The following is a 26576-nucleotide window of genomic DNA, read 5'->3' as shown; positions in this document are numbered from 1 at the left end:
ATGTTTTGTGAACAACATTGAGTATTGATACCGAATCCTGTAAACATCAACCAGTGTATTTTGGGGTAGTTAACATCAACATTGACGAGAGAACCATAGGTTCAGTTGATGTCTGGAGATGCGGTGTATGTAAAAAACGATTTTGTGAGGAAAAACAGCTTGGAATTGAAGAGTTAGCAGATTTGGTAGGAATGCCAAAAATTGATCCAGATGCAAAATGGGGTGTTACTGTATGTAAATTACAACAAGGAAAGTACAAATGGAAATTAGTTAGACTGAAAGAAAATTCTGAAATAAAACATGAATGTTTAGATGAACAAATCGTTTCTCTGAAAGTAAATCATTTCAAAGTTGAAGATGATAAACACTGGAGCTTTTTGGTTGATGATAATATCAACAAAGCAGTAGAAATCTAAATGAATCTTAAAGTTCACATTAATAATGTTCATGGAAGCCAGATGGCAGCAAAAATAACTGGTACTTTTACAATCGATACTCATTCTTTTAGATTCAATGCAATAGCGTTTGGTAGAATTGGAGGTCAAAATATAGGTGCAAAAATTTCCAAAGTCACAGAAAAGAAATTAGAAAAATTAGGATATAATGTTGATGAAGTAATAAATTCATTACAACTGAACCTTCTTCAAGGAGATCTTACATTACCTGAGGGTTTGAAAAGAGAATCTTTTGTTGATGACTAAAATTCAGCTTCTGCCAAAGCCTTAGAACAAGAACAACTTCTTGTTTTTGGAATTTGATTAATTAAATCTGTTAGAATTTTTTTTGTTCGCTCTACGTTTTTTGATAACGTTTCTAATACTTCTTTGGCTGTTACTGGTTTTTCTGCCCATACATCATAATCTGTAACTGTTGAAATTGATGCATAGCACATCTGAGCTTCTCTTGCTAGCTGACATTCTGGAACTAATGTCATTCCAATAATACCTGCACCTGTACTTCTGTAGAATTTTGATTCAGCCTTGGTGGAAAATCTTGGTCCTTCAATGCAAACATATGTGCAATCTTGATGAATTGGAAAGTTTTTCTCTTTTATTACTTTAAGAATTGATGATTGTAATTCAGGACAAAATGGATCTGCTACTGAGATGTGGATAACCCTTCCAAGTTCTGAAAATGACCCATTTCTTGATTTTGTGAAATCTAAGAACTGTGTAGGTAATGCAAAATGGCCTGGCTCTATCTCTTCTTTCAAACTTCCAACTGCAGAAGGTGCAATTATTCTAGTTATCCCTAATTCTTTGAATGCCCAAATATTTGCTCTATAGTTTATCATATGTGGGGGAATTGTGTGTTTTTTTCCATGTCTTGGTAAAAATGCAATCTTTCTTCCCTTGAAAATTCCCACTGTAATTGAATCTGATGGTTTTCCATATGGTGTATCTATTGTAACTTCTTGCGGGTTTTCTAGTATTCCGGAATCATAAATTCCTGTTCCTCCAAAAATTCCGATCTCTACATCTTTTTCCATGTTAATACTTGACCAATGATTTACAATTGTATTGATTTATTCCTTTAATTCCGTTTAGTTCTGTTAACTCAATAATGAATGCAAATCCCGCAACTTTTCCACCTACTTTTTCGATTAGTTTTGCAGAAGCTTTGGCAGTTCCTCCTGTAGCAAGTAAGTCATCACAAATTAGGATCTTCTGTCCTTTGCTGATTATGTCTTTTTGAATTTCAATTGTATCTTGACCGTATTCAATTTTATATGATAGTTTGCTAGTCTTACCTGGTAACTTTCCTACTTTTCTAATCATTATCATTCCCTTATTGTATCTGGTAGCCAAAATACATGCAAGTAAAAACCCTCTTGATTCTATACCTGCAAACAAATCAATATCTTTTGGATGGAAATGTTTTGCAAATTCATCTGCAATAAATGATAATGCTGATGGATCTTTTAAAAGTGGACTAAAATCTCTAAATAATATTCCTTTTTTAGGGAAATTTGGAAATTCAGATATTTTCTCTTTAAGATTCATGTATTGAATTTAAAATAGGTGGAATAAAATTGTTTGAAGTTATTTTATAGTAAATGTAGTTTCAGCAGTATTATGAGCATCAGTTACTTTGATGGTATATGTTCCTGGTATTGTGCCTTTTGGAATAAACCATGGTTGTTTAATTTCGCCTTCTTTATTAGATGGGAATGATAACGCCTCTATTTCTTCACCATCTGAATTTAGGATTATCATTTTTACTGTTTGTTCTGCATTTATCACTTTAATGTTAAGACTTTTTCCATATCCTGAAATTTCTATACCTTCTTCTACTGTAACTACAAGTCCTTCTTCTTTAGAAGTTATTACTTCGATCTCAACATTATCAAAGTTCGAGCCGCTTTTTGCATTGACTATCCATATGCCTGGTTCTGCTGATGATGGTAATCTTAAACTATCATCTGCAATCTTTCCATTCTTATCTGAAAATATTTCTTTAGTTTTCCATACTGTCCCATCAGGGTCACTTAGTGTGAGTGTTAAAAGTGAGTTTTCTTTTGTATCTCCCAAAATTAAGATTGCCTCTCCCGGTCTATAATCTAATTTTGTGCTACCAATTTTAATTACACCAGAACCTGTTTGTAATCCCACTGTGAATACCTCCGAACTTTTAGAAGCGCCTTTGTTGATAATAGCAGTGTATGCTCCTGATGAATATCCACTTAGTTCTAATTCATATGTTTTTTTTCCGTCTTGACCTAATGTGATGGAAACAGTATTTTTATTATCTGCAATTATTTTTGGTTTATCTGATGGATCAACAATTAACATAGTTAGTTTATCTAGAGGCTTTCCAGTTAGTGATATTTTTGCAGTTTCTGTTGATTTATAATTTAATTTATCAAATTCAATGTTAATTGGTATTGATGGGATCTCTCCTAATCCTGCGTAAATAAATTCTCTTTTTCCATCCTGTTCTGCAATTAATGTCCATGTACCTTCTTTGTCTACATTTGCTATTGTTGGATATTCAAATTCAACATTTCCTGTCTCATCTATCTCAATGATATCTGAGGTTTTTTCAATTCCAAGTGGATCTTCTAAAATTAACTCTAGTGATTTATTTGGCAATGCGGTGCCATTAAATTTCATTGTCTCTCCAGGATTAAATTTCAAGGTTATTGGTTTTATGAGAATTACTTTTGATGTTTCTATCATCCATGAAGTTGTCTTTTCCTCTCTACCATCTGAGATAATGGCGCTATATCTTCCAAATGGTGCATCTAATGGAACAATTATTGGTTCTGCTAATTTCCAATTTCCTTTTGCATCAGCTTTTGCTGTTCTTGTGTTGATGATCTTTCCCTCAGGATCTTTTACTGATGCTGTTATAGCACTATTTGGCTGTGCTGTCCCTGAAATTTCTAAAAAATCTGTTCTATGTAATATTTCTGGTAGTCCGACAATTGTTAGTGGGATGTTATCTGATTCTGGAATTCTATTGTTTGGCTCTTCTAATCTTAAACTGATGCTTTTCTCTTGATTATTTTTATCTTTGATTATGAAGTCTACTCTGTCCGCATCAATATTTTCTGGAATTTTTACCGTAGTAATAAAATAACCCGCATCATTCGTGACAAAGCTAGAAATTTTATTAGAATTTATAAAAAAATCTAATTCTTGTGCTGCACCAAAATTATCTCCAGTTATTCTTATAGTTGACCCCACATTTGGTTTTTCTGGAATAATTCTGAAAGATGAATTTGCTAAAACCCCTTCCTCTGAAACTGTTGTATCTGATTTTGCTACTGGTTTAGAAATTGTTACCGGCTTTGGTAATTCACCTGCAATCGTTTTTCCAATTTCTATTTGTTGGTCACTTTTATCAAGTGCTTTCCAATTAATTCCTGAAGATATTTTATCTGTTTTAATTCCAATCTTTATTGATTCTCCTGGTTTGATAACTTCTGATGATGAAGTAAATATTATAACTCCTTGAGGAGTTTTTTCACCAATCCATCCATTTTCTGTTTTAAATGATTTAAAATTATTATCACTACCTAACCAAATTCTAAATGCGCTTACATCAACATTTCCAGTATTAGTAAATTCAATAATCGTAGTTTCTTCAAATGAAAAACTTTTTGCATCTACTGTTCCTTCAGCATGTGCTGGAATGATGATTGCCACTGTTAAACATAAGATTATGGAAAGGAAAACTCCTCTGATTGAGGGTTTGCTCATAATTTCAAACAATTTCATATCTCAATTAAACCTTAAAGGGTATTTTACTGCTTTTGTATTTGTTGATGAAGTATTTTTCATCAGTAAACTTCTTTAATCCTAATTTCTTGCTCTCTGAAATTTGGCTAAATCTGCCTTTGTAGTGACGTTTTGATATTGTCTGATTCTTTCAGCAATTAATCTATACAATGTTCTAAATTGGTCTTTAGTTTTATCTGATAAGAAATCAGTCTCTTCTAAGGTAATTTTTTCACAAATATACCTAGTAATCTCCTCATTATCGAACTGACCCCAATCATCATCATTATGTTCTTCCCAAATTTTTCTTAAATTCTCTAAAACACCTTTCTTTCCCTTTGAAGTTACATCAAGTGGTTTAAGATTTGAATACCCTTCTTTTCTCAATCTGATCTCATAAGTTTGATTGACTGCATGAAGATAATCTTCTAAAACAATATAATCTTCAATTGATTCCAAATTCTTACCATCTCTTTCAAAAAGTATTGTCTGTATTGGTGAAAAATCATTTGATGTTAGTTGAGCTGAAATCTGTTTAGATTCATCTGAATCGTCCAATAAAATAAATGTCCTATATCCGTGATTTCTATAAAATATTGCCAGAGGTAATACTGAATTTTTATTATAAGCAGCTACTACATTAAGTGGATTCATTGATATATTTGGATCCTGTAAAAATTTATCAAAAGCATTAAGATACATTGCATCTGACATTGTCTCAACAATAATCACTGGTCTTGAGTTAGTTCCAATTTCTCTATCTACAATCGATTCGACCAACCCTCTTGATAATCCATATAGAATTGGGGTTAGTGTTTTATCATCGGCATTCCAGTAATCATAAAAAATTTTACTAAGGTGTTTTCTTTTATCTAATTCTACTACCAACAAGTTTCCTGGAGTATAATCAAAAATCATAAATGGTGAATGTGTTGCATACAAAACCTGATTTGAGCCTGCAAGGTTCTTTAATAAATCTGAAATTCCTCTTTGTTGAGTAGGATGAAGATTTCTTGCTGGTTCATCAAGAAGTAATATTGCTTCTTTGAGTTCTGCTCTTTGTGTTTCTGCTGCAAAGTTTACAATAAAAGAAAACGTCCATTTGAAACCTTCTGCTCTTCTATTTAGCAATCCTGTGTTGGTTACTGTTCCATCACGATGAATATCTGAAATTACTACACTCATGATATTTCCTGGATTGTATCTCAATTCAACATGGATTGGGTCGCCTTTCCATGCTGGATTTAATTTCTTAGTTAATCTATTGCTTGCTGTATTCAATAATTTGATACATTTTGATGGAGTTTCTTTTACGTCATCTAATGTTTTAATGTCTAATTCTGCCAAATAGAAAAGATTTCTTACTGTTTCGGCCTTGTCAAACTCTTCAATAAATTCAATTGAGCTTGCTCTGACCCCTTTTTCTTCTCTAAGATATTCATTGAGATTGATATTGCCATAGATTTTTTTGTAATCAGAAAAATAAACAAATCGAGGATGTAATTCAGATGCAATGAAATTCTCTAAAGCTGATTTTTCACTACTACCACTAAGAAGTTTATGATACTGATTTTCTGGATTATGGTATATTTTTTGCCATTCTTCTATTACTTTAGGCTCTTGAACAGCTATTACATGAAATTGATTGCTAAATTCAGCCATTCCGCTATTAAATATCTGCTGATTCTTTGGTGGAGGACCATCAAATAATTCAGTATTGATTTGAATTTTAAGATGATTTGGTATTGTATCTAAAAAATTCTTAATCTGCCTTGAAAAATTCTCCCAAGAGTTTATTTCATTATTTCGCTCATCACTAAGTTGAATATTTTCAAACTCATATTGTACTCTAGGTATTTTATTTGTTCTAAATAATTTTATTTTTCTTATATCTGGTAAACCTGGAAACGCTTCTTTGATTAATTTAACCTCGTTTGAACTTAATTCAAATTCTCCTTCAGCTAGTGTAACTTCTCCTTTCAACTCTTCTGATAATTCATCGCAAAGATCTAAATCTGAAATTTTTTCATCTTTATTTAATAATGTTAATGCTTGTAGAATTGTTGTTTTTCCACTTTCATTTCTTCCAACAAATGCTGCTAAATCACCAACAGTAATTTCGCCAGAATCATGAATGCAACGATATGCTCTAACTCTAAATTTTCTAAGTCGCATCTAGCAATATTTAGTCGGGTCCGATTTAACTCATTCGTCAAATTCATCATGCGTATTGGAATTTTGCTAAATAGATATAAGGGATTTACAGGTGAAAAACGAAATGGCAACAAGTTTAGTATATGTTGTATTTGTTTTGCCAATTGTACTTTCAATTGCTTTTGGTACTGTTGTTATGGCTGATGTTCTTCAATCGCCGGATCGTGAACTCAATATGTGGCCCATGGGCAATTCTGAAATCATGAAAAATGATGAAGATATCTCCATCATTGGATTAGAAAATCAATATTCTATTTCATCCCCTGTACAAATTCAAGTAAAAATTGATGATTCTCAGTTTGACTGTGGAGATCTGTATGTTACTGTTTATTCTGGAAAACATATAGTTACACAAAGTGGATTTTTAAAACAATGTTTTGATGAAAACAACTCTCTTTTACCTATTGATGATGATTTCTCTGAAATAATAGATAAACCTGGACAGTATGATCTAGTCGTGAAAATGACCGATCAGAATCAAAAGAATACTATAACCACAAGTGGAAAATTTACCATTAAATAGGAATGAATTATTGTATGATTAGGAGTTATATTAAAAATTAAGGTGATTTGATGGCAAAAAAACAAGATAAAACATCTGACGTTCCTTTAAAAAAAGAAGCAGCACCTAAAGAAAAGAAACCTGCAAAAAAAGAAGCAGCACCTAAAGAAAAGAAACCTGCAAAAAAAGAAGCAGCACCTAAAGAAAAGAAACCTGCAAAAAAAGAAGCAGCACCTAAACCAAAAAAGCTTACTAAGAAAGAATTAGAAGAAATTAAAAAAGAAGCTGAAAAAACATTAGAAGAAGAATTAGAAGAACAACTTACCGATGAAGAGATTGAAAATTTCCAAATTGAAAAAGTTGACATGGAGAGACTCACAAATAAAATATGTGATGTTTTAGCTGAACGTGAATCTAGTGGAATGTTCCAAAGTGAACTTTGGAAAAAATTAAAGCTAACTAGTAGGGATGGTTCTCGACTTGCATTAAAGTTAGAAAGAATGGGAACTATTTACCGAGAAAAAATTCTTGATAAAGGTCGTTGGACGTATAAATTAATTCTAAAAAAGACTCCTATCAGCACTTTATCAATTGAGAATGCCCCATGCCTTGTTTGTCCCGTTGAACAAAAATGTTCACTTGAAGGAGAAATAAGCCCACGTAATTGTCAATTCATTGAAGACTGGGTACTATCAGAGATGAAAAAACCTACGAAAGCCAAATGAAGTTAATAGACGCACGTCGAGATCAATATAGAAAATTAGCCCATGAACAGGGTTATCGAAGTAGAGCTGCATACAAACTCAAACAACTAAATCAATCTTATCGAATCATTGGACCTGGATTTTATGTTCTTGATTTAGGATGTGCCCCTGGAGGCTGGACTCAAATGGCTGTAAAACTTGCTGGAAACAAAGGTAAGGTAATGGGTATTGATACTTCATATGTTGAGGAAATACCTGGAGCTCATATAATTAGAGAAAATATTGAAAATGAGTTTGTAGTTGACGAAATTATGTCTTATTTTGAAAGAAAAGTTAATGCAGTGATATGTGATCTTTCTCCACAAGTTACTGGGAATTGGTCTGTTGACCATGCAATACAAATTTCATTGAATTATGAATGTACAAAAATTATGGATAAGGTTCTAATGCATAAAGGTAATGCAATTTTCAAAGTATTTGATGGGGAATATTCTATGGAATTTAAAGATTATATTAAAAAGAAATTTGCTAGAATAAATCTTACAAAACCTGAAGCCAGTAGAAAACAAAGCAGTGAGTTGTATTATGTCTGCTTGGGATTTACTGGCTGATCTGAAAAAACACTGATTATTTCATTTATGTTTGCATTTGTTCTAAATCCAGTAGGATTAAACGACGTAGAGCTAGCAAGATATCCGTTTTTCTGTAAATTTATGATTGCGTCTTCTAATTTTGGTGGTGATGCTTTCATTTTAGATGCAATTTCATCTAATGTAAAATAGATTCCAGGCATTTCCGATTCTACTAGACATTTTTGTAATGTTTTTTCACAAACCTTTCCTACTGATAATTCTGGTAGTTTTAAAATCATATCATTAACAAATTCTTTATCAAAAATTTTATCAATCCATAAAGGTCCACCAATGTTTAATTTTGAATCACACAATTCACATTCATTAATTTGTTCTAATACTATTTTTCTATGTCCGCAACTTTTACAATGTATGATGTATCCAATATTTTCTTTTTGATCCTGTCGAATAAGTACTCGTACATATGTTCTGTAATAATGCATGTTGCTTTCTGCAAATATTGGAACAATCTCAATACCTATTCTTCCTGCAACCATTCTGAGACATCCTAGAATCAGTCTAATTGCCATCTCATTACCATATTCTGCTCTTATTGGCACTCCCCCGTATTTTCTCTTACACGCGCTTTGATAAAGGCCATTTAAAACCTGAAGATCTGTTGCCGTTATGGAAAGAATTCCTCCATGCATAGTAGCTCTAAGGCAACAATCAAAAAATTGGGATGGTGAACCAAATGGATCTATATCTACAATTGAACCTCTTTCGCCTTTTGTGGAATATTTACTAAGAAATCTACATACTTCCATTTCTGAATATTCGATATTCTTTAAATCGTTTAATTGTGCAGAGTATTCTGCTAATTTTAATGCGGATGGATTTAGATCATTAATTATTACTTTATCCATTTGTAATTCATTAGCAACACGTAATCCTCTTACTCCCAGACCTGATAATCCTTCTAAAAATATTTTTGGACCTTTAAATTTTTTTAGAAATGCTCCATATGCAATTATTGAGAAATCTCTACTCACTTTTGCTTTTGGATTAAAAAATGCTGGTTCTTTCGGTGGAACTTTATCTGTCAATGATTTTTTTGGAACGATAATTTTTGTTTGTCCTTCTACTATCTCTTGTAAAGTTTCATCTGGAATTTGCAATTTTTAATCTGTATTTCATTTACCTATAACGGTTTAATACATGTGTTTTAAGACAGAATCAATGCTGATTTGTGGAGTTGATGATGCTGGGCGTGGTTCTATGCTTGGTCCTCTAGTAATCGCTGGCATCATTATATCAAAAAAAGATATTCCTAAACTATCCAAGTTAGGTGTAAAAGATTCAAAACAACTAACTCCAAAATTGCGAGAAGAACTTTACAAAAAAATAATCGCATTAGTTGATAATTACTATGTAACAAAAATTTCTCCAAAAATAATTGATGCCAGTGTAACCAAACACAATCTTAATCATTTGGAGGCTAAATATATGGCAAAAGTCATTTCAAAATTAAATCCTGATACTTCATATGTTGATTCGTGTGATGTAAATCCAAAAAGATTTGGAAAAGAAATAGCAAAATTATCTAAACATAAAAAAATTCGTTCATACCATCATGCTGATAGCAGATTTATCGTGGTATCAGCTGCATCAATAATTGCCAAAGTTACTAGAGATAGGGCTATACTAAAACTCAGAAAAAATTATGATTTAGGAAGTGGATATCCATCTGATTCAAAAACAATTGATTTTGTTGCATCTTATTATAAAATCAATCAAGTATTGCCTATTTTCGTGCGTAAAAGTTGGAAACCTACTCAACAAATATTGAATAAAAAATCACTTTAGGAACTTTGCAATTACCATTGCATGGTCTTTGTCATAAGGATGAAGATCTATTACTTGTAGAATCTCAAAATAAACTTCCATTCTTTGTATCTCTTCTTCAACAATTCTTTTTGGAGATTTTGTTACATCTATACTTCTGGTCTTTATTACTAAAAAGAAATAACCGTCTTTCTTAAGATACATTTTACAATTTTCTATTGCTATGTTTGTTTGATCAGGCTGTGCAATATCTACATAAACTACATCAACTTTTCCAAATACTGAAAAATATTCTTTTGGTTTTCTTGCATCTTGTAAAATTGGAATTATATTTGCTCTATGTGAAGCAACTCTATCTAAGAAATCTCGCGCTACTCTACTAGCATGTTCAACTCCAAAAATAATTCCTGATGGTCCCACAATATCTGAAATATGGCTAACTGTTGTACCTGTTGATACTCCGAGATACAATACCGATGATTTATTTTTGAATGGAAATATTTCTAGTCCATTCATTATTGCGGCAGCTAATTTGCTTCTAAAAGGATCCCATAATCTATATTCCGTCCCTTTTTTTGTAATTAATTTTTCATTATATACTTGATTACCTATCACTAAATTTTCAGTAGCTAGTTTTTTTTCACCATCTGAATTTATCCAAAAAAATTCAAAATTATCTTCTTTCAAACTTGGTTCTCTTTTTATTTTTATTTGATTTTGAATCTGTTCTTTCTCTATAATTTTTATTTTCTCTTCTAGATTCTCCACCTTCTCTTCTAGAATCACTTCCCTCTCTTCTTCTGAAATCTCCACCTTCTCTTCTAGAATCACTTCCCTCTCTTCTTCTGAAATCTCCACCTTCTCTTCTAGAATCACTTCCCTCTCTTCTTCTGAAATCTCCACCTTCTCTTCTAGAATCACTTCCCTCTCTTCTTCTGAAATCTCCACCTTCTCTTCTAGAATCACTTCCCTCTCTTCTTCTGAAATCTCCACCTTCTCTTCTAGAATCACTTCCCTCTCTTCTTCTGAAATCTCCACCTTCTCTTCTAGAATCACTTCCCTCTCTTCTTCTGAAATCTCCACCTTCTCTTCTAGAATCACTTCCCTCTCTTCTTCTGAAATCTCCACCTTCTCTTCTAGAATCACTTCCCTCTCTTCTTCTGAAATCTCCACCTTCTCTTCTAGAATCACTTCCCTCTCTTCTTCTGAAATCTCCACCTTCTCTTCTTCTAGATTCCCCACCTTCTCTGAATAATTCGGGTTGTTTGGTTTCTCTTTCAGTAGGAGTTTCGTATTTTTTACTAATCTCGTTTACTCTGATGTTTAGTTTTTCTAATAATGTTTTATTGATGCCTTCTCCATAAACATCAACTCTAGCAGCTATCACGGCTTTTGCAGCAATTGCTCTGGCAATTTTTCCTCTTTGCCATCTGGGTGCTGCGTGAACCATAGCATGTTGAAACAATAATCCGTGTTTTGGTGGCTGAGCGCCTGTCTTTAATGATCTAAACAATGCTTTTTCAGCACCAATTATTTGGATAGTACTTGCTGGCATGGATGCTAATTTCTTTAGGCTTCCAGCTTTTCCTAATATTCTAGCACCTACGGCAGCTCCAAGAATTGCTGAAAGATTTGGTGCAACAGTTTGCATTTCTAGCTCTACATGCGCTTCTAATTTTTTTCGTAAGTCATGGAAATCTAGAATTTGTTTAGCAATTGATTGCACAATTGCTAAATTGATATCTGAAATGTCTCCTCCTCTACTTTTTGATGCAAGCAAAGCAATCATATCTGCTTTCGAATCTGGAAATCCTGCTTCTTCATACACTTTTTTTGTTAATGATTCTCGCTTTCCAGCCAAAACAATTTGAGAATAACCATTAATGCTATCAATAATGTTGTCCAGTTCTGGAAAATGCAAACCATACCATTCTCGTAATCTTGAGCTAAGTCCATTTGCAATTTTATCAATCTCATCTAAAGAATTTATTGCTTGAATTATGTGAAGATCTGGACTCTCAGAAACTTCTGTAACCTTTGATGATGATAATCCCATTGCAAATTCTCTTAGCTTTGACAATGCTTCTGAAATGTTTTTTGCAAATCCTGAATCAACAATAATTTGTGGTTTTGTGGATTGAATTTCTTCTAATTCTGATTCTTCCATCATTTGTGCATCTATGGAACTTTTTTTCAGTAATGTCATCAATGATTCATCACTAACCGAAATGCCTCTTTGAAGAGGACCAAGATAATTCACAAGTTCATTTAATTTTGATTCCTTTTTTTTCACAGAAATATAATCTCGAACTGCATCTTTGAACGGAAATGCTTTTTCGAGTTTCTCATCTTTAAAAACTACGATTCCAAATTCTGTTAATATTACAGAATACATGAATTGTTAATTTCAGGTCTCCTTTTAAAAAGGTACTAAAAACACGGTGAATCAACTATTATATTCGAAACCACGTACATGATTCAAAGTGGAACCCAGCCTGGTTACTTCTATAGGAAAAATTCAGCTAGAAAGACCTGTAATGCTGGCCTCTGGAATATTAGGTATTTCGTTAGATGTCTTTAATCGACTTTATCGTTCAGGTGCAGGAGCAGTTGTAAGTAAATCCCTGAGTACAGAACCATGGGATGGATATCCAAATCCTACAATATTTGGAATAAATGGTGGCGGATGGATTAATGCAGTAGGATTATCAAATCCAGGCGCTCCAAATTTTGCCAAAATGATAGAACCTAACAAAGATGTTCCAATAATTATTAGTCTTGTAGGCTCCATTCCTGAAGATTTTTCAACAATGGTTGAACAGTTTAAAAATTCTAAAGTTATTGCATACGAATTGAATTTATCATGTCCTCATGTTGCCAAAGTTGGATTAGAAGTAGGCGATGATCCAGAATTAGTAAAAAAAATTGTCAGTACTGTAAAAAATTCTACTAATGTACCCGTAATTGCAAAAGTAGGGCTGGGAACAACTCATTATCTTAATACTGTAAGTGCTGCAATTGATTCTGGCATTGATGCAATAACTGCAATTAATACAATACGAGCTATTGCAATTGATGTTGAAACCCAAAGACCAATTCTTAGTAATAAATTCGGTGGACTCTCTGGTACTCCAATTAAACCCATTGCCTTACGATGTGTTTATGAAATCTCTTCAAAATATGATATTCCTATAATTGGATGTGGTGGAATATCTACATGGGAAGATGCGCTTGAATTTATTTTGGCAGGTGCATCTGCAATTCAAATAGGAAGTGCAATTGGTGATAATTGGATACATGTTTTTAATGATATTAACAAAGGAATACTTCAATATATGAAAAGAAAAGGATATTCAAAAATAGATGAGATGATAGGACTTGCAAAGAAATCTTAATCATACAAAAATTTGTGTAATTGAAAAAGTAATTGATGAAACCCCTACTGTTCGAACTCTGATTTTTTCAGACGATGTAATGTCAAGTGTTCTACCTGGTCAATTTGCAATGGTATGGATACCTGGAATCAATGAACTGCCAATGAGTGTGATGATTGCTCAAGAGTCTGGTAAAGCTGCTTTCACTGTTAGAAAACACGGTCCTGCATCTACGGGTTTGTTCAATGTTAAGGTAGGCCAGCAAATTGGTGTTAGAGGACCATATGGAAATTCATTTGATCTAAAACAAGGTAAACTGTTGCTGGTAGGTGGTGGAACTGGACTAGTTCCTATGATGCGATTATTGACACACATCAAACCTAATGATGATGTTACAGTTCTAATTGGTGCAAAATCAAAGAATGAAGTTTTTTTTGAAGACTTGGCAAATAATTTATTGAAAAATAATCCTCACCGCGTAATTGTTACTACAGATGATGGAACCTATGGCGAGAAAGGATTTGTCACTAGTATGGTTGAAAAACTTGTAAATGAAATTAATTTTGATGGCATCTATACATGTGGTCCTGAAATAATGATGTACAAAACTGTCCAACTAGCTCATTCTAGAGGATTGTTTGTTCAAGCAAGTCTTGAACGTATGATGAAATGTGGCGTGGGAATTTGTGGGAGTTGCTGTGTTGGCGAAGATTTGGTTTGTAAAGATGGTACAGTGTTTGATGGTGATCATTTAATTTCAAATAAGGAATTTGGTCGTTTTCATAGAAATAAGGCTGGAATACTAGAAAATTATTAAGTTTAGTCAGCAAGGTTTAAAATAAATCATGAAATTATTGCGTTGAAGAGCATTGGGTACCCCAAAAATAGTATTAACTGCAGATCGTACATTAATGTCTCCCTATCGTGGTTTATCTCTAGCTACGTTTTTCGGATGCGCTCCTGCAGTAGACCCAAATCGTGATAAGAAAAGTCTTTTGTATAAAATTCTAGGAAATCAGGTTACTCCAAAGATTTTATTTGATTTTATTTGCAATTACATTCCTCACACAAATGGTGTAGCAAACTACGCTCCATATGGATTACGAAAAGTAGAGGCAGGTTTACTGCGCGACGGATTTAGACGTGAAGATGTTGTTGTTGCACATCCTGATCACATTGAAAAATTCATCGGACCTGATACGCAAGTTGTTGGTACATATGAAATGGATCCATTAGGAATGGGTCCTGTTACAATGACTTTCACATATGGACGTAAACAAACTTCCTATGATGAATTTTACAATACAGAATTACATCAACGAATTAAAGCTGCAAAACTAAAAACAGGAAGTAAAGCTAAAGTTATTTCTGGTGCTTCTGGTACATGGCAATACAACTATGATCCAGAAAAAATTGAAGAATTTGGTATATATGCTATATTGGAAGGAGAACTTGGTGGTATTGCTCCGGAAATTGACGGACACGCAGGCAGATTTTTCAATTATCTAATTAATGGCGATTTTGAAAATATGGATCCTTTTAGAAAGCGTAGTGACTTTAAAGTAAACATAAAAGAATTTGAGAGAAACGGGAAAAAAATTCATGGAAGATTTGTAAATTTTTGGGATAGACCAGATTTAGATGAAATCCCTGAAATTGTAGAACCAAGCATGCATGGAATGGTTGAAGTAATGCGAGGATGTGGTAGAGGTTGTAAATTCTGTGATGTTACATTAAGATCATTAAGATACTATTCACCAGAAAAAGTCAAACGTGAAATCGAAGTCAACATCAAAAAAGGTGGTGCAAAATCTGCTTGGATTCACAGTGATGATATTTTTGTATATGGAATGGATCCTCGAACTGCTAAAGGAATGGAGCCAAACAGAGAAGCCCTTGAAGAACTATTTACTGCTATCATGTCAACTGGTGTAGGCCATACAAACCCAACTCATGGTACTTTAGCAGGTGCAATAGCTGATGAGAAACTAATTCCAAACCTTTCACGAATAATTAAATCCAGTCCTGATAACATGATTGGAATTCAAGCTGGTTTTGAAACAGGAAGTTTGAGATTAATTGGAAAATATGCTGATAGAAAACTTGCTCCATACGATCCAAGTGAATGGCATTGGGTAGTAAAAGAAGGTGTAAAAACTCTGAATAAGGATTATTGGATTCCTGCATTTACTTTGATTATGGGACTTGATAATGATGAACAACCAGAAGATTCTTGGGATACTATTCGTTTAATCACAGAATTAGAACATGAACAACCAGACTCGATGTTTACTGCTACAGCGCTTACCTTTGTTCCAATTGGATTGTTAGAAAAATCTGATTTCTTCAACATTGGAAATGAAATGACACCTGCACAATTAGGCGTACTCTATAAAACTTGGCAGCATAATTTCAAATATGGAATTCAGAAATTCATGACAAAAACTGGTGCAAAAGGACCACAGCGATATTTCTTTAATGCAATTGCGAGATCTTTAGGAGGTATTCCTTTAGGTGCAATGGAAAGATATGCTCGTCATAAAAGTAAAGAACATGAACACGTTATTGAGACAATCAAGGCAAAATATTGGTAATCATACAAATACATAAATTTGCTATTTTAGATGATTAAGTATGGCAACCCACGGTTCACTTACCAAAGCAGGTAAAGTAAGAGGACAGACTCCTAAAGTTGAAGGCAGAAAAATTGTTGGTACAAACTCTAGTCTTAGAAACAAGAGTAACTTCAAAAAGCGATTTGAGTTAGGTAGATTTCCAGGGCAAAATAAGCCTGGACAAAGAAGAAAGAGACGTTAGCTCAAAATTGTTACAAGTTATATTTTTGCGATCATTTTCAAAACAGGTTTTCTATACACAGTAGGATAAGGGGAATCAAAAAGGAAAATTCAGCAATAATTGACGGCTACCAACTATACCACAATTACATTCGAAATCACATGGGTCTAGACGGCAAAACGCCTGCCGAAGCCTGTGGAATTACTATTGAGGGTGAGAACAAGTGGAAAACCCTGATTCAGAATGTAAGCATAAGATAAAAAATATGACTAGGATAGATTTCAAGATATCCTTGATAGTCGTGGATTATCTATGTTAGCATATTTTCATAAATTATGACTAGATTCCCAAAATTGGGTAAATACTAGTAACGACATTAGTATGGGTGGTTACAAATGATAGAAAAAATCCATTAAATAAAATTCCGCCATTGGATAATGAAGAAACAATCGACAGAATCTCCAATCTTGAAAATGAAGTAAAATCATTTGAGATAGAACAAAAAAGAATCACTAAAACAATCAAGACAAAGTCAACAATAATGATTGCAGTTGTGACAATGATTATGATAATTATCACTATGATCACCACAAATACCCTTCCAACATATCCTAGCAAGATCATAGAAGTTGTATACCCAACGACACTTTCAAGCGGGTATATGATTGAAAATCTCAAAGGAGAAAAAATAAACACGTTTGTATCATGGAAGATTGAACCTGATGATTCTTTTCACATTCATGTTGTGGATTCGCCAAACATAACACAAAAACAACTAGACATGATAAATGATGTAGTGTTCTCCACTGAAAAAGTAAATCTTGACGGAGAAGAATATTACAAGGGATGGTATGGTGCATTGGAAAAATCATCATACAAGACAAAATTCCCAATACCAATACACTATCATTCGATAATTACAGATGCAGGATCAGGTCACATCACAATAAGATTGACAACCCAAAACAATGGGGATGGATATTCAGGATATACAAAATCACAGGTCGATGAAGCAAACCATCAGATTCTAAAATCATCAATTACAATATTTTCTATAGATAAACTTTCAACGGAAGAGTTCAAATCAATACTACGTCATGAATTGGGACATGCTTTTGGTCTTGCACACTCACAGAACCCAGACGACCTGATGTATCCTGAAATCAAAACAAACTATCCTTACATATCTCCATGTGATGTTCAGGGAATAATCGGATTGTATGATGGAGAACAGAAAAGTGAAATTATCTGTCAGTAAGTACGATACTACTCAAAACCACATCCGATGACTTTTGACACCTAAAAAAACTGACGAAGATTTGACAGAACCTAAAAACAATAACGTTATAAAGTACTAGTACCGTACCATACAGTATGGTAGAAGATTTAAGATTAGATAGTTTGGAGGGCGTAGGTCCTGTAACTACTAGAAAATTATCCGATGCAGGAGTACACAATGTTATGGATCTTATCGTAAGAGGTCCTGTGGAAATTGCAGAAATAACTGGAATGGAAAAAGATACTGCAGAAAAAATTGTAAACAAGGCAAGACAACATCTTGTTGAAACTGGATTGATCTCCAGGGATTTTGTTACTGCAAGTGAAGTATACAAACGCAGACAAGATATTGGTAAAATTACAACTGGCACTAATTGTCTTGACACACTGTTTGATGGAGGTGTTGAAACACAAGCTCTTACAGAAGTTTATGGTGAATTTGGTTCAGGTAAAACTCAATTTGCACATACACTAGCTGTAATGGTTCAAAAACCAAAAACAGAAGGTGGATTGGATGGCGGTGTTTTGTATATTGATACAGAAAACACTTTCAGACCAGAAAGAATAGTATCTATTGCACAAGCCCATGAAATGGATCCAGAAAAAGTTCTTGACAGAATAATTGTAGCACGTGCATATAACAGCGCACATCAAACATTGATTCTAGAAGAAGCTGGTCCTATAATCGAAGAAAACAATATCCGACTAATTGTTGCAGATTCTGCAGTTGGATTGTTCCGTGCTGAATATCTTGGTAGAGGAACACTGTCAAATAGACAACAAAAACTGAATCATTTTGTTCACATGTTGTCTAGAATTGCAGAAACTTACAACTGTGCTGCAATTGCCACAAATCAAGTAATGGCATCTCCTGATGTTTTCTTTGGTGATCCAACTCGACCAATAGGTGGAAACGTAGTTGCACACACAAGTACATACAGAATATACTTTAAGAAATCAGGCAAGAAACGAATCGCACGAATGGTAGACAGTCCACACCATCCAGAGGAAGAAGTAATCTTTGCATTGGGTGAAGCAGGAGTGATGGACCTAGAAGATACAGAGAAAAAGCCAGGTAAAAAGACTGCCAAAAAAGCAACTAAAAAAGAAAAAGAATTAGAACCTGAAACAACTGAATCTATTATTGATTCTACACCTGAAACACTGGTTGAATCTACATCTGGAACTGCAGAACTAGAAATGGTTCAAGCAACCGAAGATCTTGACTCTGATGATGATTTAGAGTCACTAGAAGAGTAATCTTCTTTTCTTTCTTTTTATTTTATTTTCAAAAATTTTATTTTATTTTAAAAATTGAGATTTGATTAAATTATAATATTATAACAGAGCCTTAATTGTTGAATATGAGAGGCATCGTGAAAGTATAATGACTGATCTTTATCGTTTGTTACCTGAAGAAATGGAAAAATTGGTAATGGATATGGGGCAGCCAAGATATAGGGCAGATCAAATACTTTACCCATTATATTATAAATTTCCAAAAAACATCACCGAATTAAAACAACTACCTACCGCAATGCGAGATAAATTAATTGTAGATGGATACACAATTGGTTCTGCAACTGAAACTCATAGAGTAGTAAGTGATGATGGTGATACCACAAAACTATTACTTAATCTGACAGATGGAACTCCTGTTGAAACAGTTCTTATACAATATGAACCAACAAAGATTGGCGGTCATCCTAGGTCTACTATTTGCGTTTCAACTCAGGTTGGATGTGCAATGGGATGCATTTTTTGTGCAACTGGGCAAATGGGTTTTGAGCGAAATCTAAAAGCAGAAGAGATTGTAGCACAAGTTATTCACTTTGCAAATTTACTTCAGCAACGAGGTCAGCATGTAACAAATTTGGTCTTTATGGGAATGGGTGAACCTCTTGCAAATTACGATGAAACAATTCGTGCAGTTCGTTTACTTACACATCCACGAGGTTTTGGAATCGGGCAGAGAAACATCACGATATCTACTATTGGAATAATATCTGGTATTGACAAACTTGCAGAAGAAGATCTTCAAATCGGACTAGCAATATCATTACATGCACCAAATGATGAATTACGCAAAAAATTAGTTCCAACAGCTGGACCTCATTCAGTAAATGAATTAGTTGCAGCAGGAAAACGCTACTTTAAGCGAACTGGACGACGTGTTACATTTGAATACGCTTTAATTGAAAACATTAACGATTCACAAGAAATTGCAAAGGAGCTTGCCCTTCTTTTAGAGGGAAATGGTTCTCATGTTAATCTGATTCCAATAAATTCCACTGCAGGAAATTTTCAGCGTCCATCAAAAAAGAGCATACTTGAATTTGAAAGAATACTGCTAAAATCTCATGTAAATTGTACAGTAAGAGTTGAGAAGGGATCTGAAATTTCAGCTGCATGTGGACAACTCAGAACCGACATCATCTCTAATGCATGACTAGAAACTGTTAAAATAGGGTCACTGGGGAATCTACTCAGATATGGCAACTAAGAAATCTCATGGTCGTTCACACGGATTTAAGCACAAAGCAAGATCTGTGATGACTAAAACTGCTCCTAGAGGCGTATCGTTCTTACTTAGAGAATATCATGAAGGAGAACAAGCACTTGTAATTATAGATCCTAGACAACACAAAGGTTTGCCTCATAGACGCTATCATGGGAAAGTAGGTAACATTACACATGTAGGTAGACGTGCTATTACTCTAGATGTAAAATTAGGGAATAAAACAAAAACCTTAATCACAAGATTAGATCATATCAAACCATTCGGTGTATAATCATGGAAGAGATAAAAAAGAAACAAAGCATTTCTCTATCAGAAGTTAAAGAGATTTTAGGTAAAGTTGATGTTGAAGAAATGGATCAAATTCAACGATGGACATATGACTATGTCTCTAAATTTGTGACCATTGATCCAAAGGATGCTAAAGAAATGAAGAAACAACTAATGAAAGATTGTGATTTAACTGAGGAAGAAGCAGTAGAAATTGTAAATATTAGACCAACTAGTTTGGCTGAACTACGTTCATTTACATTTGGTTGGAAGAAACTTATTCTTGCTGAAACTCTAGAAAAAATGCTCAAGATAATCAAGGGGAACTAAGTTTCAAGGAGATTTATTTTGCACAGGGCACAATCCCCTCCTAGAAAATATGAGGAATATGCATATGTCTTAGATTTTAATCCGCGTGGAAAATCATCTACAGTACGTGGACGTGACGGAATTATTATCACTGCAATTGGTGAGGACAGACTTACTTTACTTGAAGTTCTTGGTGTTCCAAATTCAACATTTGATGTGGGAGAAAGAATCTACATTGGAAAAGAGGGAAGAACAAAAGTTCTTTCAGTTTTAGGAAAGCTAGAATATGAACACATTTCATCATCTGCTCAAAGTGAATTACGGGGAGTAGTTGAAAATATTGTCACCCAGAATGAAACTAGATTTGTAGATTATCTTAATAATGCAAGACCATTAACTCCTAGAATTCATGCACTGGAATTAATTCCAGGAATTGGAAAAACATACATGAAAATAATGCTAGAAGAAAGAGAAAAAAAGGCATTTGCAAGCTATGCTGATTTACAGGAGCGCGTGGGATTCAAAGAACCAATCAAACATATCTCAGAGAGAATCATGGATGAAATTACTGGTGAAAGTAGGATGAATCTCTTTGTCAAAAAATGATTAAACGAAAACGACTAGGCCAACACTTTCTAACCTCAAATGTAATAGCAAAATCAATTTCTCTTGAGGCTAATATCACTAAAAATGACATTGTCTTTGAAATAGGGACAGGATTAGGAATTTTGACTCCATTATTGTGTGAAAATGCAAAAAAAGTGATTTCAATTGATGCTGATAGGGAATTATATGAAAAAGCAAAATCCCGTTTTTCCAGAATTTCAAATCTCTCTTTAGAGTTTGGTGATGGATTCAAACAAAATAGTGTTTTTTCTATTTTTGTATCTAATCTACCCTATTCAAAAAGTAAGGATGCTATTGAATGGCTTGCAAATACTCCTTTTTCTCATGGTGTGATTATGGTTCAGAAAGAATTTGCAGAAAAATTACTTGCAAAATCTTCAAAGAATAGAAGATCTGTAAGTATTATTGCAAACTCTGCTTTTGAGATTGAAAAAATTTTAGATGTTGGAAAGCAAAATTTTTCACCTCCTCCAAAGATTGATTCTGTAGTTCTCAAAATCATTAAAAAAAAATCACTTGAAAAAGATCTTATTCATGTTATAAACAAGATGTTTTCATACAGAAGAAAAACACTTCAAAATATCTTTAAGCAGTTTGGAAAAGAAACCGTTATTGAGAAACGGTTAGATGATCTTTCAGGTGATGAAATAGTTGAACTTGCAAAAGAAATTCTTAAGAGATGAAGAGTATTCTCCATCTGAAGATACCTTCTTCATATCTGACTATATTGAAAAAGAGAAAGGGTTCTCTGCTCTAGATGTTGGAAGTGGTTCTGGGTATTTAACAAAACTTTTATGGGAAAATTTTACTTTTGTTGTTGGTACCGACATTAATTTTGCTGTATTAAAAAACCAAACATATCCTACGCAAAATTTGGTCTGTTGTAATGGCTCTGATGCATTAAATTTAGAATTTGATCTAGTTGTGTGCAACCTTCCATATCTTGCAACTGATAAAGTATTAGATGCTGCAACTGATGGAGGAATTGAAGGCTTTGAAATTCCAAAAAAAATATTTGATTCAATTTATAAAAATATTAAAATTGGCGGAAAATTTCTTTTTGTAACTACATCTCTTTCTAATTACCAAAAATTAATGGAATACACACGAAAATTATGCCTGGAACCACGAATTCTTGCCAAAAAGAAATTGTTTTTTGAAGAGTTAATTCTAGTTGAAGCTGTCAGACAAAAGTAATGTTTTCTTTATTTTCGAAGTTTCTGTTTTGCATATGATATTATGGCATCCGTCATTTGTGTTGTACTTGCATTACCTCCGATATCCCACGTTACAACTTTGCCTTCGTTAATCACTTGTTCCGTTGCAGCAAAAATTGCATTTCGTATTTCTGTCTCTCCAAGATACTCTATCATCCAAGCTCCTGATAGAACTGTTGCAGTTGGATTTACTTTGTTCTGTCCTGCGAACTGTGGTGCACTTCCATGAGCTGCTTCAAACATTGCGTAATTATCTCCCATATTTGCAGAATAAATCAATCCTATTGATCCTACAAGTCCCGATGCTAATTCTGATATTATATCCATAAATAAATTGGTACTTACCAAAATTGATCCATTGAATTGTTCTGGCGCAACTACCATTTGTTGTGCCATGTTGTCAATGTAAATCTCAGATAATTGTATGTCTGTACCTTTAATAGAATTCTGTACTTCATCCCAAAATATTCCATCTGTTTGTTTTAGGATATTTCTTTTAGTGATTGCAACAATTTTTTTCATATTGTATTTGTTTGCCCAATTTACTGCTGAATTCATAAATCTGCTACATCCTTGTCTAGTAATCTTTCTGATTGCAATTGCCGCATCATCTGTAACTTTTACTTCTAAACCTGTGTAGAGCCCTTCTGTTGCTTCTCTAAAGCAAACACAGTCTAGTTTTCGATTTGGTGTTAATCTATCATATGTTTTAGTTGGTCTAATGTTAGAGTATAATTCAAATTTTTGACGTAATGTAACAGCTACACTTCTTGGTGCATCTGGTACCGGTATTGTTGTTGTCGGCCCTTTAAAACAAGCATCTGTCTCTTCTAGAGTCTTCATTGTGGCATCTGGGATGTATGATTTATCTTTTCTTCCGTTTTTATCCCACTGTTCAGAGCCTGCCTCGCAAAGAATAATTTCTGTTTGGGAATTGCATTCTTTTAAAACTCTGAGCATAGAATCTACTACTTCAGGACCTATACCATCCCCTCTCATCACTGCAGCTTTTTTGCTCAAAACTGGAAAAAGTTGCGGTGTTTATTATTTAATCCTACCTTGAGTCTGGATTGTTTACATAGATACTATAGAGATAGTTTAATAGCGGAATTTACTACATTAAGAAAAATGCTAATTGTACAAATTTCTGATCTTCATGTAGGTTCACAATTTCTTCAAAATAAGTTTGATCAACTTGTTGATGAGGTAAATCAACTTAATCCAGATGTTATCGTTGTTACTGGTGATCTTACAAATGAAGGACTAATGCAAGAATATGAAGAATGTAAGACATTATTGACAAAATTTAACACTAAAAAAATTATTACTATTAGCGGGAATCATGACTATAGAAACACCGGTTATCTATTATTCAAAAAATTTTTCCCCTTTGAAGCAATAAATGAATTAAGTGATGACGTTGTTTTGGTAACACTTGGAACTGCTCGTCCTGATAGAAATGAAGGTGAGGTGGGATATCGTCAAAACTTGTGGCTTGAGCGAACCATGAAAAAATACAAAGACAAAATAAAGATCTTGGCAATGCATCATCATTTGATAGCAATTCCAGATACTGGTTCTGATCAATTAACTGTAGTAGATGCAGGAGATGTTTTAAGAACTATACTTGATACTAAAGTTGATCTTGTTTTATGTGGTCATAAACATAGACCGTGGGAATGGAATTTTGGAAAACTAATGGTTGTAAATGCCGGAACTGCTACATCTGAAAGGGTTAGAGGATTGTTTGAAAACACATACAACATCATTACTATCTCCAACAAATCTATCAATGTTGAACTAAAAATTGTGGGTGGGAAAAGAATGAAACTTGATGATATTGTGACTAATTACCACCAATTTGGGGACGAATGAATTTATTTACAGATTAATTCAAGGCAGTCTGTGCGGGGATCGCCTAGCTTGGTAGGGCGTGGGATTGCTAATCCCATGTCAGCAATGACCCGTGGGTTCAAATCCCTCTCCCCGCGCCATAGAATTCATTATCTAAATGAGAAATACTCTTTTCTCATCTATGGCATGCCACAAACCAATAATTATACAATAATACTATTAATTTAGCAAATCAAATACGAAAATACAAAAAATCGAAGAAATCAATTATACACCGGCATCGTTTACAGCCCAAGTTCTTTTATCTTCAATAATTGTATTTGCTTCTTCAAATTTTTTTCAAGTGATTTGATGAAAACTAAACATAATCTAAACCGATTGGGTATTTTTTCTATTTTTTTATTATTGTTACCTGTGATTGTACTTCCGTTATCCTTCGCTGAGGTGAAAGTCGATGAAAATATGTGTAAACAAATGTATGTTCGATACAAAGAGATGGGAAATCAGAAATTCCAAGAAAAATATAAGGACAGACAATCTATATACAATTGTATAAAACTTTACAAAAATTCAGATTGGAATTTTGTCGGAAAAAGTAAAATTGATAAATATTATTCAAATCTTGAATTATTATCTCACAATAAACTGGGTAAAAAAGCAGATGTTAAGATATTGTATTCAATTCCTACCGATTCTGAAAAGTTTTTAGTTAAATTCAAAGCATGTGCAGATTCCACAATTCTAAAACCTTCTTTTCTAATACAGTCAAAATCTGAACAATACATTGGGGTCACAAACAAAATTCTAAAAAAGGACACATGTAATGATTATAGGACATATGTAAACGCTAAATATCAATCCGATATTAAAATAGATAATATTTTAGATTTATCAAAATACAAACATATCAAATCTGGTAATCTTAAAATCTAATTTTCTTTAAAAATTTATTATTTTTTTATCTACAAGAAATTTTCAAACAAGAAATTATTCAGTACTCAAAATTTTATATTTTAAAGACTTTGTGTGTAAAATTTCGTCTCTTAATTTAATGATATTTTGTGATATATCATCTGCCTTTTTAGCAAAGTCTACTGGACGAGGTTTGAGATTGATTAAGTCATTAAGCGATTTTTTCACTTCTGAGAATTGTTTATTTAATTCATCTAGTTTTTTATCTAAATCATCTACTTGTTGGGCTTTTACACCGCTATCTTGATATCTTATTTGGATAGTATTTGGATCACTGGCACTTATCTTAGTTCCAGAAATCAAACAAGAGTTTGGAGATATTTTATCCCCTAATTGAGTTGTCTTTGATTCTAAATCTGAACTTACTGTAACTATGGGGATTCTCAAAATTTCTTTTCCTGAACATGCTTCAAATGCAATATCGTAATTATTTTTTATTGGATTATCGTATTTTGAAATAATTTTAACAGTCATTCCTTCTGATGCTTTTCGCGGCGTTGGTGTTGGTATCTTTAAAGTATCTTTAGTAGTTGTAGGTGTAAGATTCAATGATAATAAATATGAATTAAGTTCATCACGTACATCATTAGTCTGTTTTCTTAGTTTAGAAATCTGTTCAATTGTTGAGCTTACTTCAAGTGATTTTTCAGACTTGATTAATTCTGATAGATTTTTTCTTTGAATTTCAAGCTCAAGTTGTAAATTATTAATGGTTATCGTTAAATCATTAATTTTTTGAGAAATTGTACCCTTGTTAATTAGCTGTATTGATATTGATTCTGGATTGGTAGCCTGAATTTGTCCTACAGATATTTGGCATGATTTTGCTTCTATACTATTTGCAAGTTGGATTTGTTTTTTTTCGGCATTTGATTTAAGTTCAATTACTGGTGATTCAATAGATTGCGATATGGAACAAACATTGAATATCACATCATATACCGGAATCTGCGATTTACCAGATTTTGAAAGGGATTGAACAGTGGATTCTATTTTAACAGAACCAACTTCTTGAAGTGTTGTTTTTTCTTTCTTTTCAAACTGCTTTAGATCAAAATCTGAAATCATATATCTCTGCACTAATTTTTTTACTGATGAAATCTTTATGCATGAAGGCGTTTCATGTTCTAGTAAATATACGCGCATAAATCCTTCCTTGCATGAAATATCTTCTAGATCGATCCCAAAAGATAATTGCTTTTTTGGTGATGCTACATCAGCGTATGACGTTGAAAATAACAATCCTGCAAAAGTAAATACTGTAACAATTAGAAATAATATCTTTAAATTCAATATTCTCT

The 26576-nt window shown here is 33.3% G+C and carries 29 protein-coding genes and 1 tRNA gene; 21 read left to right on the top strand and 9 right to left on the bottom strand.

The genetic code is table 11. The annotated features are described in order from the left end of the window. Positions 1 to 17: 17 nt before the first annotated feature. On the top strand, positions 18 to 416 hold the full coding sequence (locus tag MY1_RS07160; RefSeq protein ID WP_007551249.1) for a hypothetical protein: 399 nt from the start codon (positions 18 to 20) through the stop codon (positions 414 to 416). Further along, on the top strand, positions 417 to 701 hold the full coding sequence (locus tag MY1_RS07155; protein WP_048109994.1) for a hypothetical protein: 285 nt from the start codon (positions 417 to 419) through the stop codon (positions 699 to 701). Here the strand turns inward: MY1_RS07155 and MY1_RS07150 are convergent. The 4 genes from MY1_RS07150 to MY1_RS07135 form a co-directional block, all read right to left on the bottom strand. Next, entirely contained in the window at positions 698 to 1489 is a 792-nt protein-coding gene (locus tag MY1_RS07150) for an S-methyl-5'-thioadenosine phosphorylase (RefSeq protein ID WP_007551245.1), read from the bottom strand. The genes MY1_RS07155 and MY1_RS07150 overlap by 4 nt on opposite strands. A gap of 1 nt (position 1490) precedes the next feature. Then, positions 1491 to 2003, bottom strand: coding sequence for an adenine phosphoribosyltransferase (locus MY1_RS07145; protein WP_007551244.1), 513 nt, complete (start codon positions 2001 to 2003; stop codon positions 1491 to 1493). Between the two features lie 39 nt (positions 2004 to 2042). Next, entirely contained in the window at positions 2043 to 4205 is a 2163-nt protein-coding gene (locus tag MY1_RS07140; RefSeq protein WP_048110509.1) for a biofilm-associated protein, read from the bottom strand. Positions 4206 to 4304: 99 nt separating this feature from the next. After that, entirely contained in the window at positions 4305 to 6398 is a 2094-nt protein-coding gene (locus MY1_RS07135) for an AAA family ATPase (protein WP_007551242.1), read from the bottom strand. Positions 6399 to 6501: 103 nt separating this feature from the next. Here MY1_RS07135 and MY1_RS07130 point away from each other — a divergent pair, with 103 nt between their 5' ends. The 3 genes from MY1_RS07130 to MY1_RS07120 are packed head-to-tail and all read left to right on the top strand — an operon-like array spanning position 6502 to position 8254. Beyond that, positions 6502 to 6960 carry a hypothetical protein gene (locus MY1_RS07130; RefSeq protein ID WP_007551241.1) on the top strand — a complete coding sequence of 153 codons (459 nt, stop codon included), beginning with the start codon at positions 6502 to 6504 and terminating at the stop codon, positions 6958 to 6960. A gap of 50 nt (positions 6961 to 7010) precedes the next feature. Further along, complete coding sequence (locus MY1_RS10045) at positions 7011 to 7664, top strand: helix-turn-helix transcriptional regulator (RefSeq protein ID WP_007551239.1); 654 nt, start codon at positions 7011 to 7013, stop codon at positions 7662 to 7664. Beyond that, positions 7661 to 8254 carry an RlmE family RNA methyltransferase gene (locus tag MY1_RS07120; RefSeq protein WP_007551237.1) on the top strand — a complete coding sequence of 198 codons (594 nt, stop codon included), beginning with the start codon at positions 7661 to 7663 and terminating at the stop codon, positions 8252 to 8254. The genes MY1_RS10045 and MY1_RS07120 overlap by 4 nt, the downstream gene beginning before the upstream one ends. Here MY1_RS07120 and MY1_RS07115 read toward each other — a convergent pair. After that, positions 8227 to 9393 carry a tRNA (guanine-N1)-methyltransferase gene (locus MY1_RS07115; protein ID WP_007551236.1) on the bottom strand — a complete coding sequence of 389 codons (1167 nt, stop codon included), beginning with the start codon at positions 9391 to 9393 and terminating at the stop codon, positions 8227 to 8229. The genes MY1_RS07120 and MY1_RS07115 overlap by 28 nt on opposite strands. 61 nt (positions 9394 to 9454) lie before the next feature. Between MY1_RS07115 and rnhB the strand changes: the two genes are divergently transcribed. After that, positions 9455 to 10081, top strand: coding sequence for a ribonuclease HII (rnhB, locus tag MY1_RS07110; RefSeq protein ID WP_048109992.1), 627 nt, complete (start codon positions 9455 to 9457; stop codon positions 10079 to 10081). Here the strand turns inward: rnhB and MY1_RS07105 are convergent. Continuing rightward, positions 10073 to 10747, bottom strand: a complete 675-nt coding sequence (locus MY1_RS07105; RefSeq protein WP_007551234.1) for a fibrillarin-like rRNA/tRNA 2'-O-methyltransferase — start codon at positions 10745 to 10747, stop codon at positions 10073 to 10075. The genes rnhB and MY1_RS07105 overlap by 9 nt on opposite strands. After that, the gene (locus MY1_RS07100) at positions 10734 to 12455 is read right to left on the bottom strand and encodes a Pre-mRNA processing ribonucleoprotein,-binding domain protein (protein ID WP_007551233.1); all 1722 of its coding nucleotides are present in this window, start codon (positions 12453 to 12455) and stop codon (positions 10734 to 10736) included. The genes MY1_RS07105 and MY1_RS07100 overlap by 14 nt, the downstream gene beginning before the upstream one ends. An 88-nt stretch (positions 12456 to 12543) precedes the next feature. Between MY1_RS07100 and MY1_RS07095 the strand changes: the two genes are divergently transcribed. From MY1_RS07095 to MY1_RS07040, 12 genes are all read left to right on the top strand, one after another. Next, positions 12544 to 13455 carry a dihydroorotate dehydrogenase gene (locus MY1_RS07095; RefSeq protein ID WP_007551232.1) on the top strand — a complete coding sequence of 304 codons (912 nt, stop codon included), beginning with the start codon at positions 12544 to 12546 and terminating at the stop codon, positions 13453 to 13455. Further along, positions 13439 to 14251 carry a dihydroorotate dehydrogenase electron transfer subunit gene (locus tag MY1_RS07090; protein ID WP_048109990.1) on the top strand — a complete coding sequence of 271 codons (813 nt, stop codon included), beginning with the start codon at positions 13439 to 13441 and terminating at the stop codon, positions 14249 to 14251. Before MY1_RS07095 ends, MY1_RS07090 begins: the two co-directional genes overlap by 17 nt. A 52-nt stretch (positions 14252 to 14303) precedes the next feature. Further along, positions 14304 to 16028 carry a B12-binding domain-containing radical SAM protein gene (locus tag MY1_RS07085; RefSeq protein ID WP_048109988.1) on the top strand — a complete coding sequence of 575 codons (1725 nt, stop codon included), beginning with the start codon at positions 14304 to 14306 and terminating at the stop codon, positions 16026 to 16028. A 40-nt stretch (positions 16029 to 16068) separates the two neighbouring features. Continuing rightward, positions 16069 to 16251, top strand: a complete 183-nt coding sequence (locus MY1_RS07080; RefSeq protein ID WP_007402857.1) for a 30S ribosomal protein S30e — start codon at positions 16069 to 16071, stop codon at positions 16249 to 16251. 364 nt (positions 16252 to 16615) lie between these two features. Beyond that, on the top strand, positions 16616 to 17488 hold the full coding sequence (locus MY1_RS07075) for a matrixin family metalloprotease (protein WP_007551229.1): 873 nt from the start codon (positions 16616 to 16618) through the stop codon (positions 17486 to 17488). 116 nt (positions 17489 to 17604) lie between these two features. After that, positions 17605 to 18768: a DNA repair and recombination protein RadA gene (gene radA, locus MY1_RS07070; protein WP_007551226.1), complete on the top strand. Its 1164-nt coding sequence runs from the start codon at positions 17605 to 17607 to the stop codon at positions 18766 to 18768. Between the two features lie 127 nt (positions 18769 to 18895). Beyond that, on the top strand, positions 18896 to 19957 hold the full coding sequence (rlmN, locus tag MY1_RS07065) for a dual-specificity RNA methyltransferase RlmN (protein WP_007551225.1): 1062 nt from the start codon (positions 18896 to 18898) through the stop codon (positions 19955 to 19957). A 43-nt stretch (positions 19958 to 20000) separates the two neighbouring features. Beyond that, positions 20001 to 20300, top strand: coding sequence for a 50S ribosomal protein L21 (locus MY1_RS07060; protein ID WP_048109986.1), 300 nt, complete (start codon positions 20001 to 20003; stop codon positions 20298 to 20300). A gap of 2 nt (positions 20301 to 20302) precedes the next feature. After that, a complete protein-coding gene (locus MY1_RS07055; protein WP_007551223.1) occupies positions 20303 to 20626 on the top strand; it encodes an RNA polymerase Rpb4 in 324 nt (107 codons plus the stop codon). 18 nt (positions 20627 to 20644) lie between these two features. After that, the gene (locus MY1_RS07050; RefSeq protein ID WP_007551222.1) at positions 20645 to 21211 is read left to right on the top strand and encodes a DUF655 domain-containing protein; all 567 of its coding nucleotides are present in this window, start codon (positions 20645 to 20647) and stop codon (positions 21209 to 21211) included. Continuing rightward, positions 21208 to 21915 (top strand): ribosomal RNA small subunit methyltransferase A, encoded by a 708-nt coding sequence (locus MY1_RS07045; RefSeq protein ID WP_007551221.1) that lies wholly within the window; start codon positions 21208 to 21210, stop codon positions 21913 to 21915. The genes MY1_RS07050 and MY1_RS07045 overlap by 4 nt, the downstream gene beginning before the upstream one ends. Next, positions 21890 to 22429 carry a methyltransferase domain-containing protein gene (locus MY1_RS07040; protein WP_007551220.1) on the top strand — a complete coding sequence of 180 codons (540 nt, stop codon included), beginning with the start codon at positions 21890 to 21892 and terminating at the stop codon, positions 22427 to 22429. The genes MY1_RS07045 and MY1_RS07040 overlap by 26 nt, the downstream gene beginning before the upstream one ends. Positions 22430 to 22437: 8 nt before the next feature. Here the strand turns inward: MY1_RS07040 and MY1_RS07035 are convergent, their stop codons facing one another. Next, a complete protein-coding gene (locus MY1_RS07035) occupies positions 22438 to 23469 on the bottom strand; it encodes an isocitrate/isopropylmalate dehydrogenase family protein (protein ID WP_048109984.1) in 1032 nt (343 codons plus the stop codon). Positions 23470 to 23577: 108 nt separating this feature from the next. On the opposite strand from MY1_RS07035, the gene MY1_RS07030 reads away from it, so the two are divergent. The 3 genes from MY1_RS07030 to MY1_RS07020 all read left to right on the top strand — a co-directional run bounded on the left by MY1_RS07030 (position 23578) and on the right by MY1_RS07020 (position 25236). Beyond that, positions 23578 to 24324 (top strand): metallophosphoesterase family protein, encoded by a 747-nt coding sequence (locus MY1_RS07030; protein ID WP_007551218.1) that lies wholly within the window; start codon positions 23578 to 23580, stop codon positions 24322 to 24324. A 32-nt stretch (positions 24325 to 24356) separates the two neighbouring features. After that, positions 24357 to 24443 (top strand) — tRNA-Ser (locus tag MY1_RS07025). A gap of 211 nt (positions 24444 to 24654) precedes the next feature. Then, on the top strand, positions 24655 to 25236 hold the full coding sequence (locus tag MY1_RS07020) for a hypothetical protein (protein ID WP_007551217.1): 582 nt from the start codon (positions 24655 to 24657) through the stop codon (positions 25234 to 25236). A gap of 54 nt (positions 25237 to 25290) precedes the next feature. Here MY1_RS07020 and MY1_RS07015 read toward each other — a convergent pair whose 3' ends face one another. Further along, the gene (locus MY1_RS07015; protein WP_048109980.1) at positions 25291 to 26568 is read right to left on the bottom strand and encodes a hypothetical protein; all 1278 of its coding nucleotides are present in this window, start codon (positions 26566 to 26568) and stop codon (positions 25291 to 25293) included. Between the last annotated feature and the right edge of the window lie 8 nt (positions 26569 to 26576).

It is taken from the genome of Nitrosarchaeum koreense MY1 (genome assembly GCF_000220175.1).
In the GTDB taxonomy this organism is placed as follows: Archaea; Thermoproteota; Nitrososphaeria; order Nitrososphaerales; family Nitrosopumilaceae; genus Nitrosarchaeum; species Nitrosarchaeum koreense.
The sequence above is the reverse complement of the archived record's forward strand: the minus strand, read 5'-3'. Positions and strand labels throughout refer to the sequence as shown.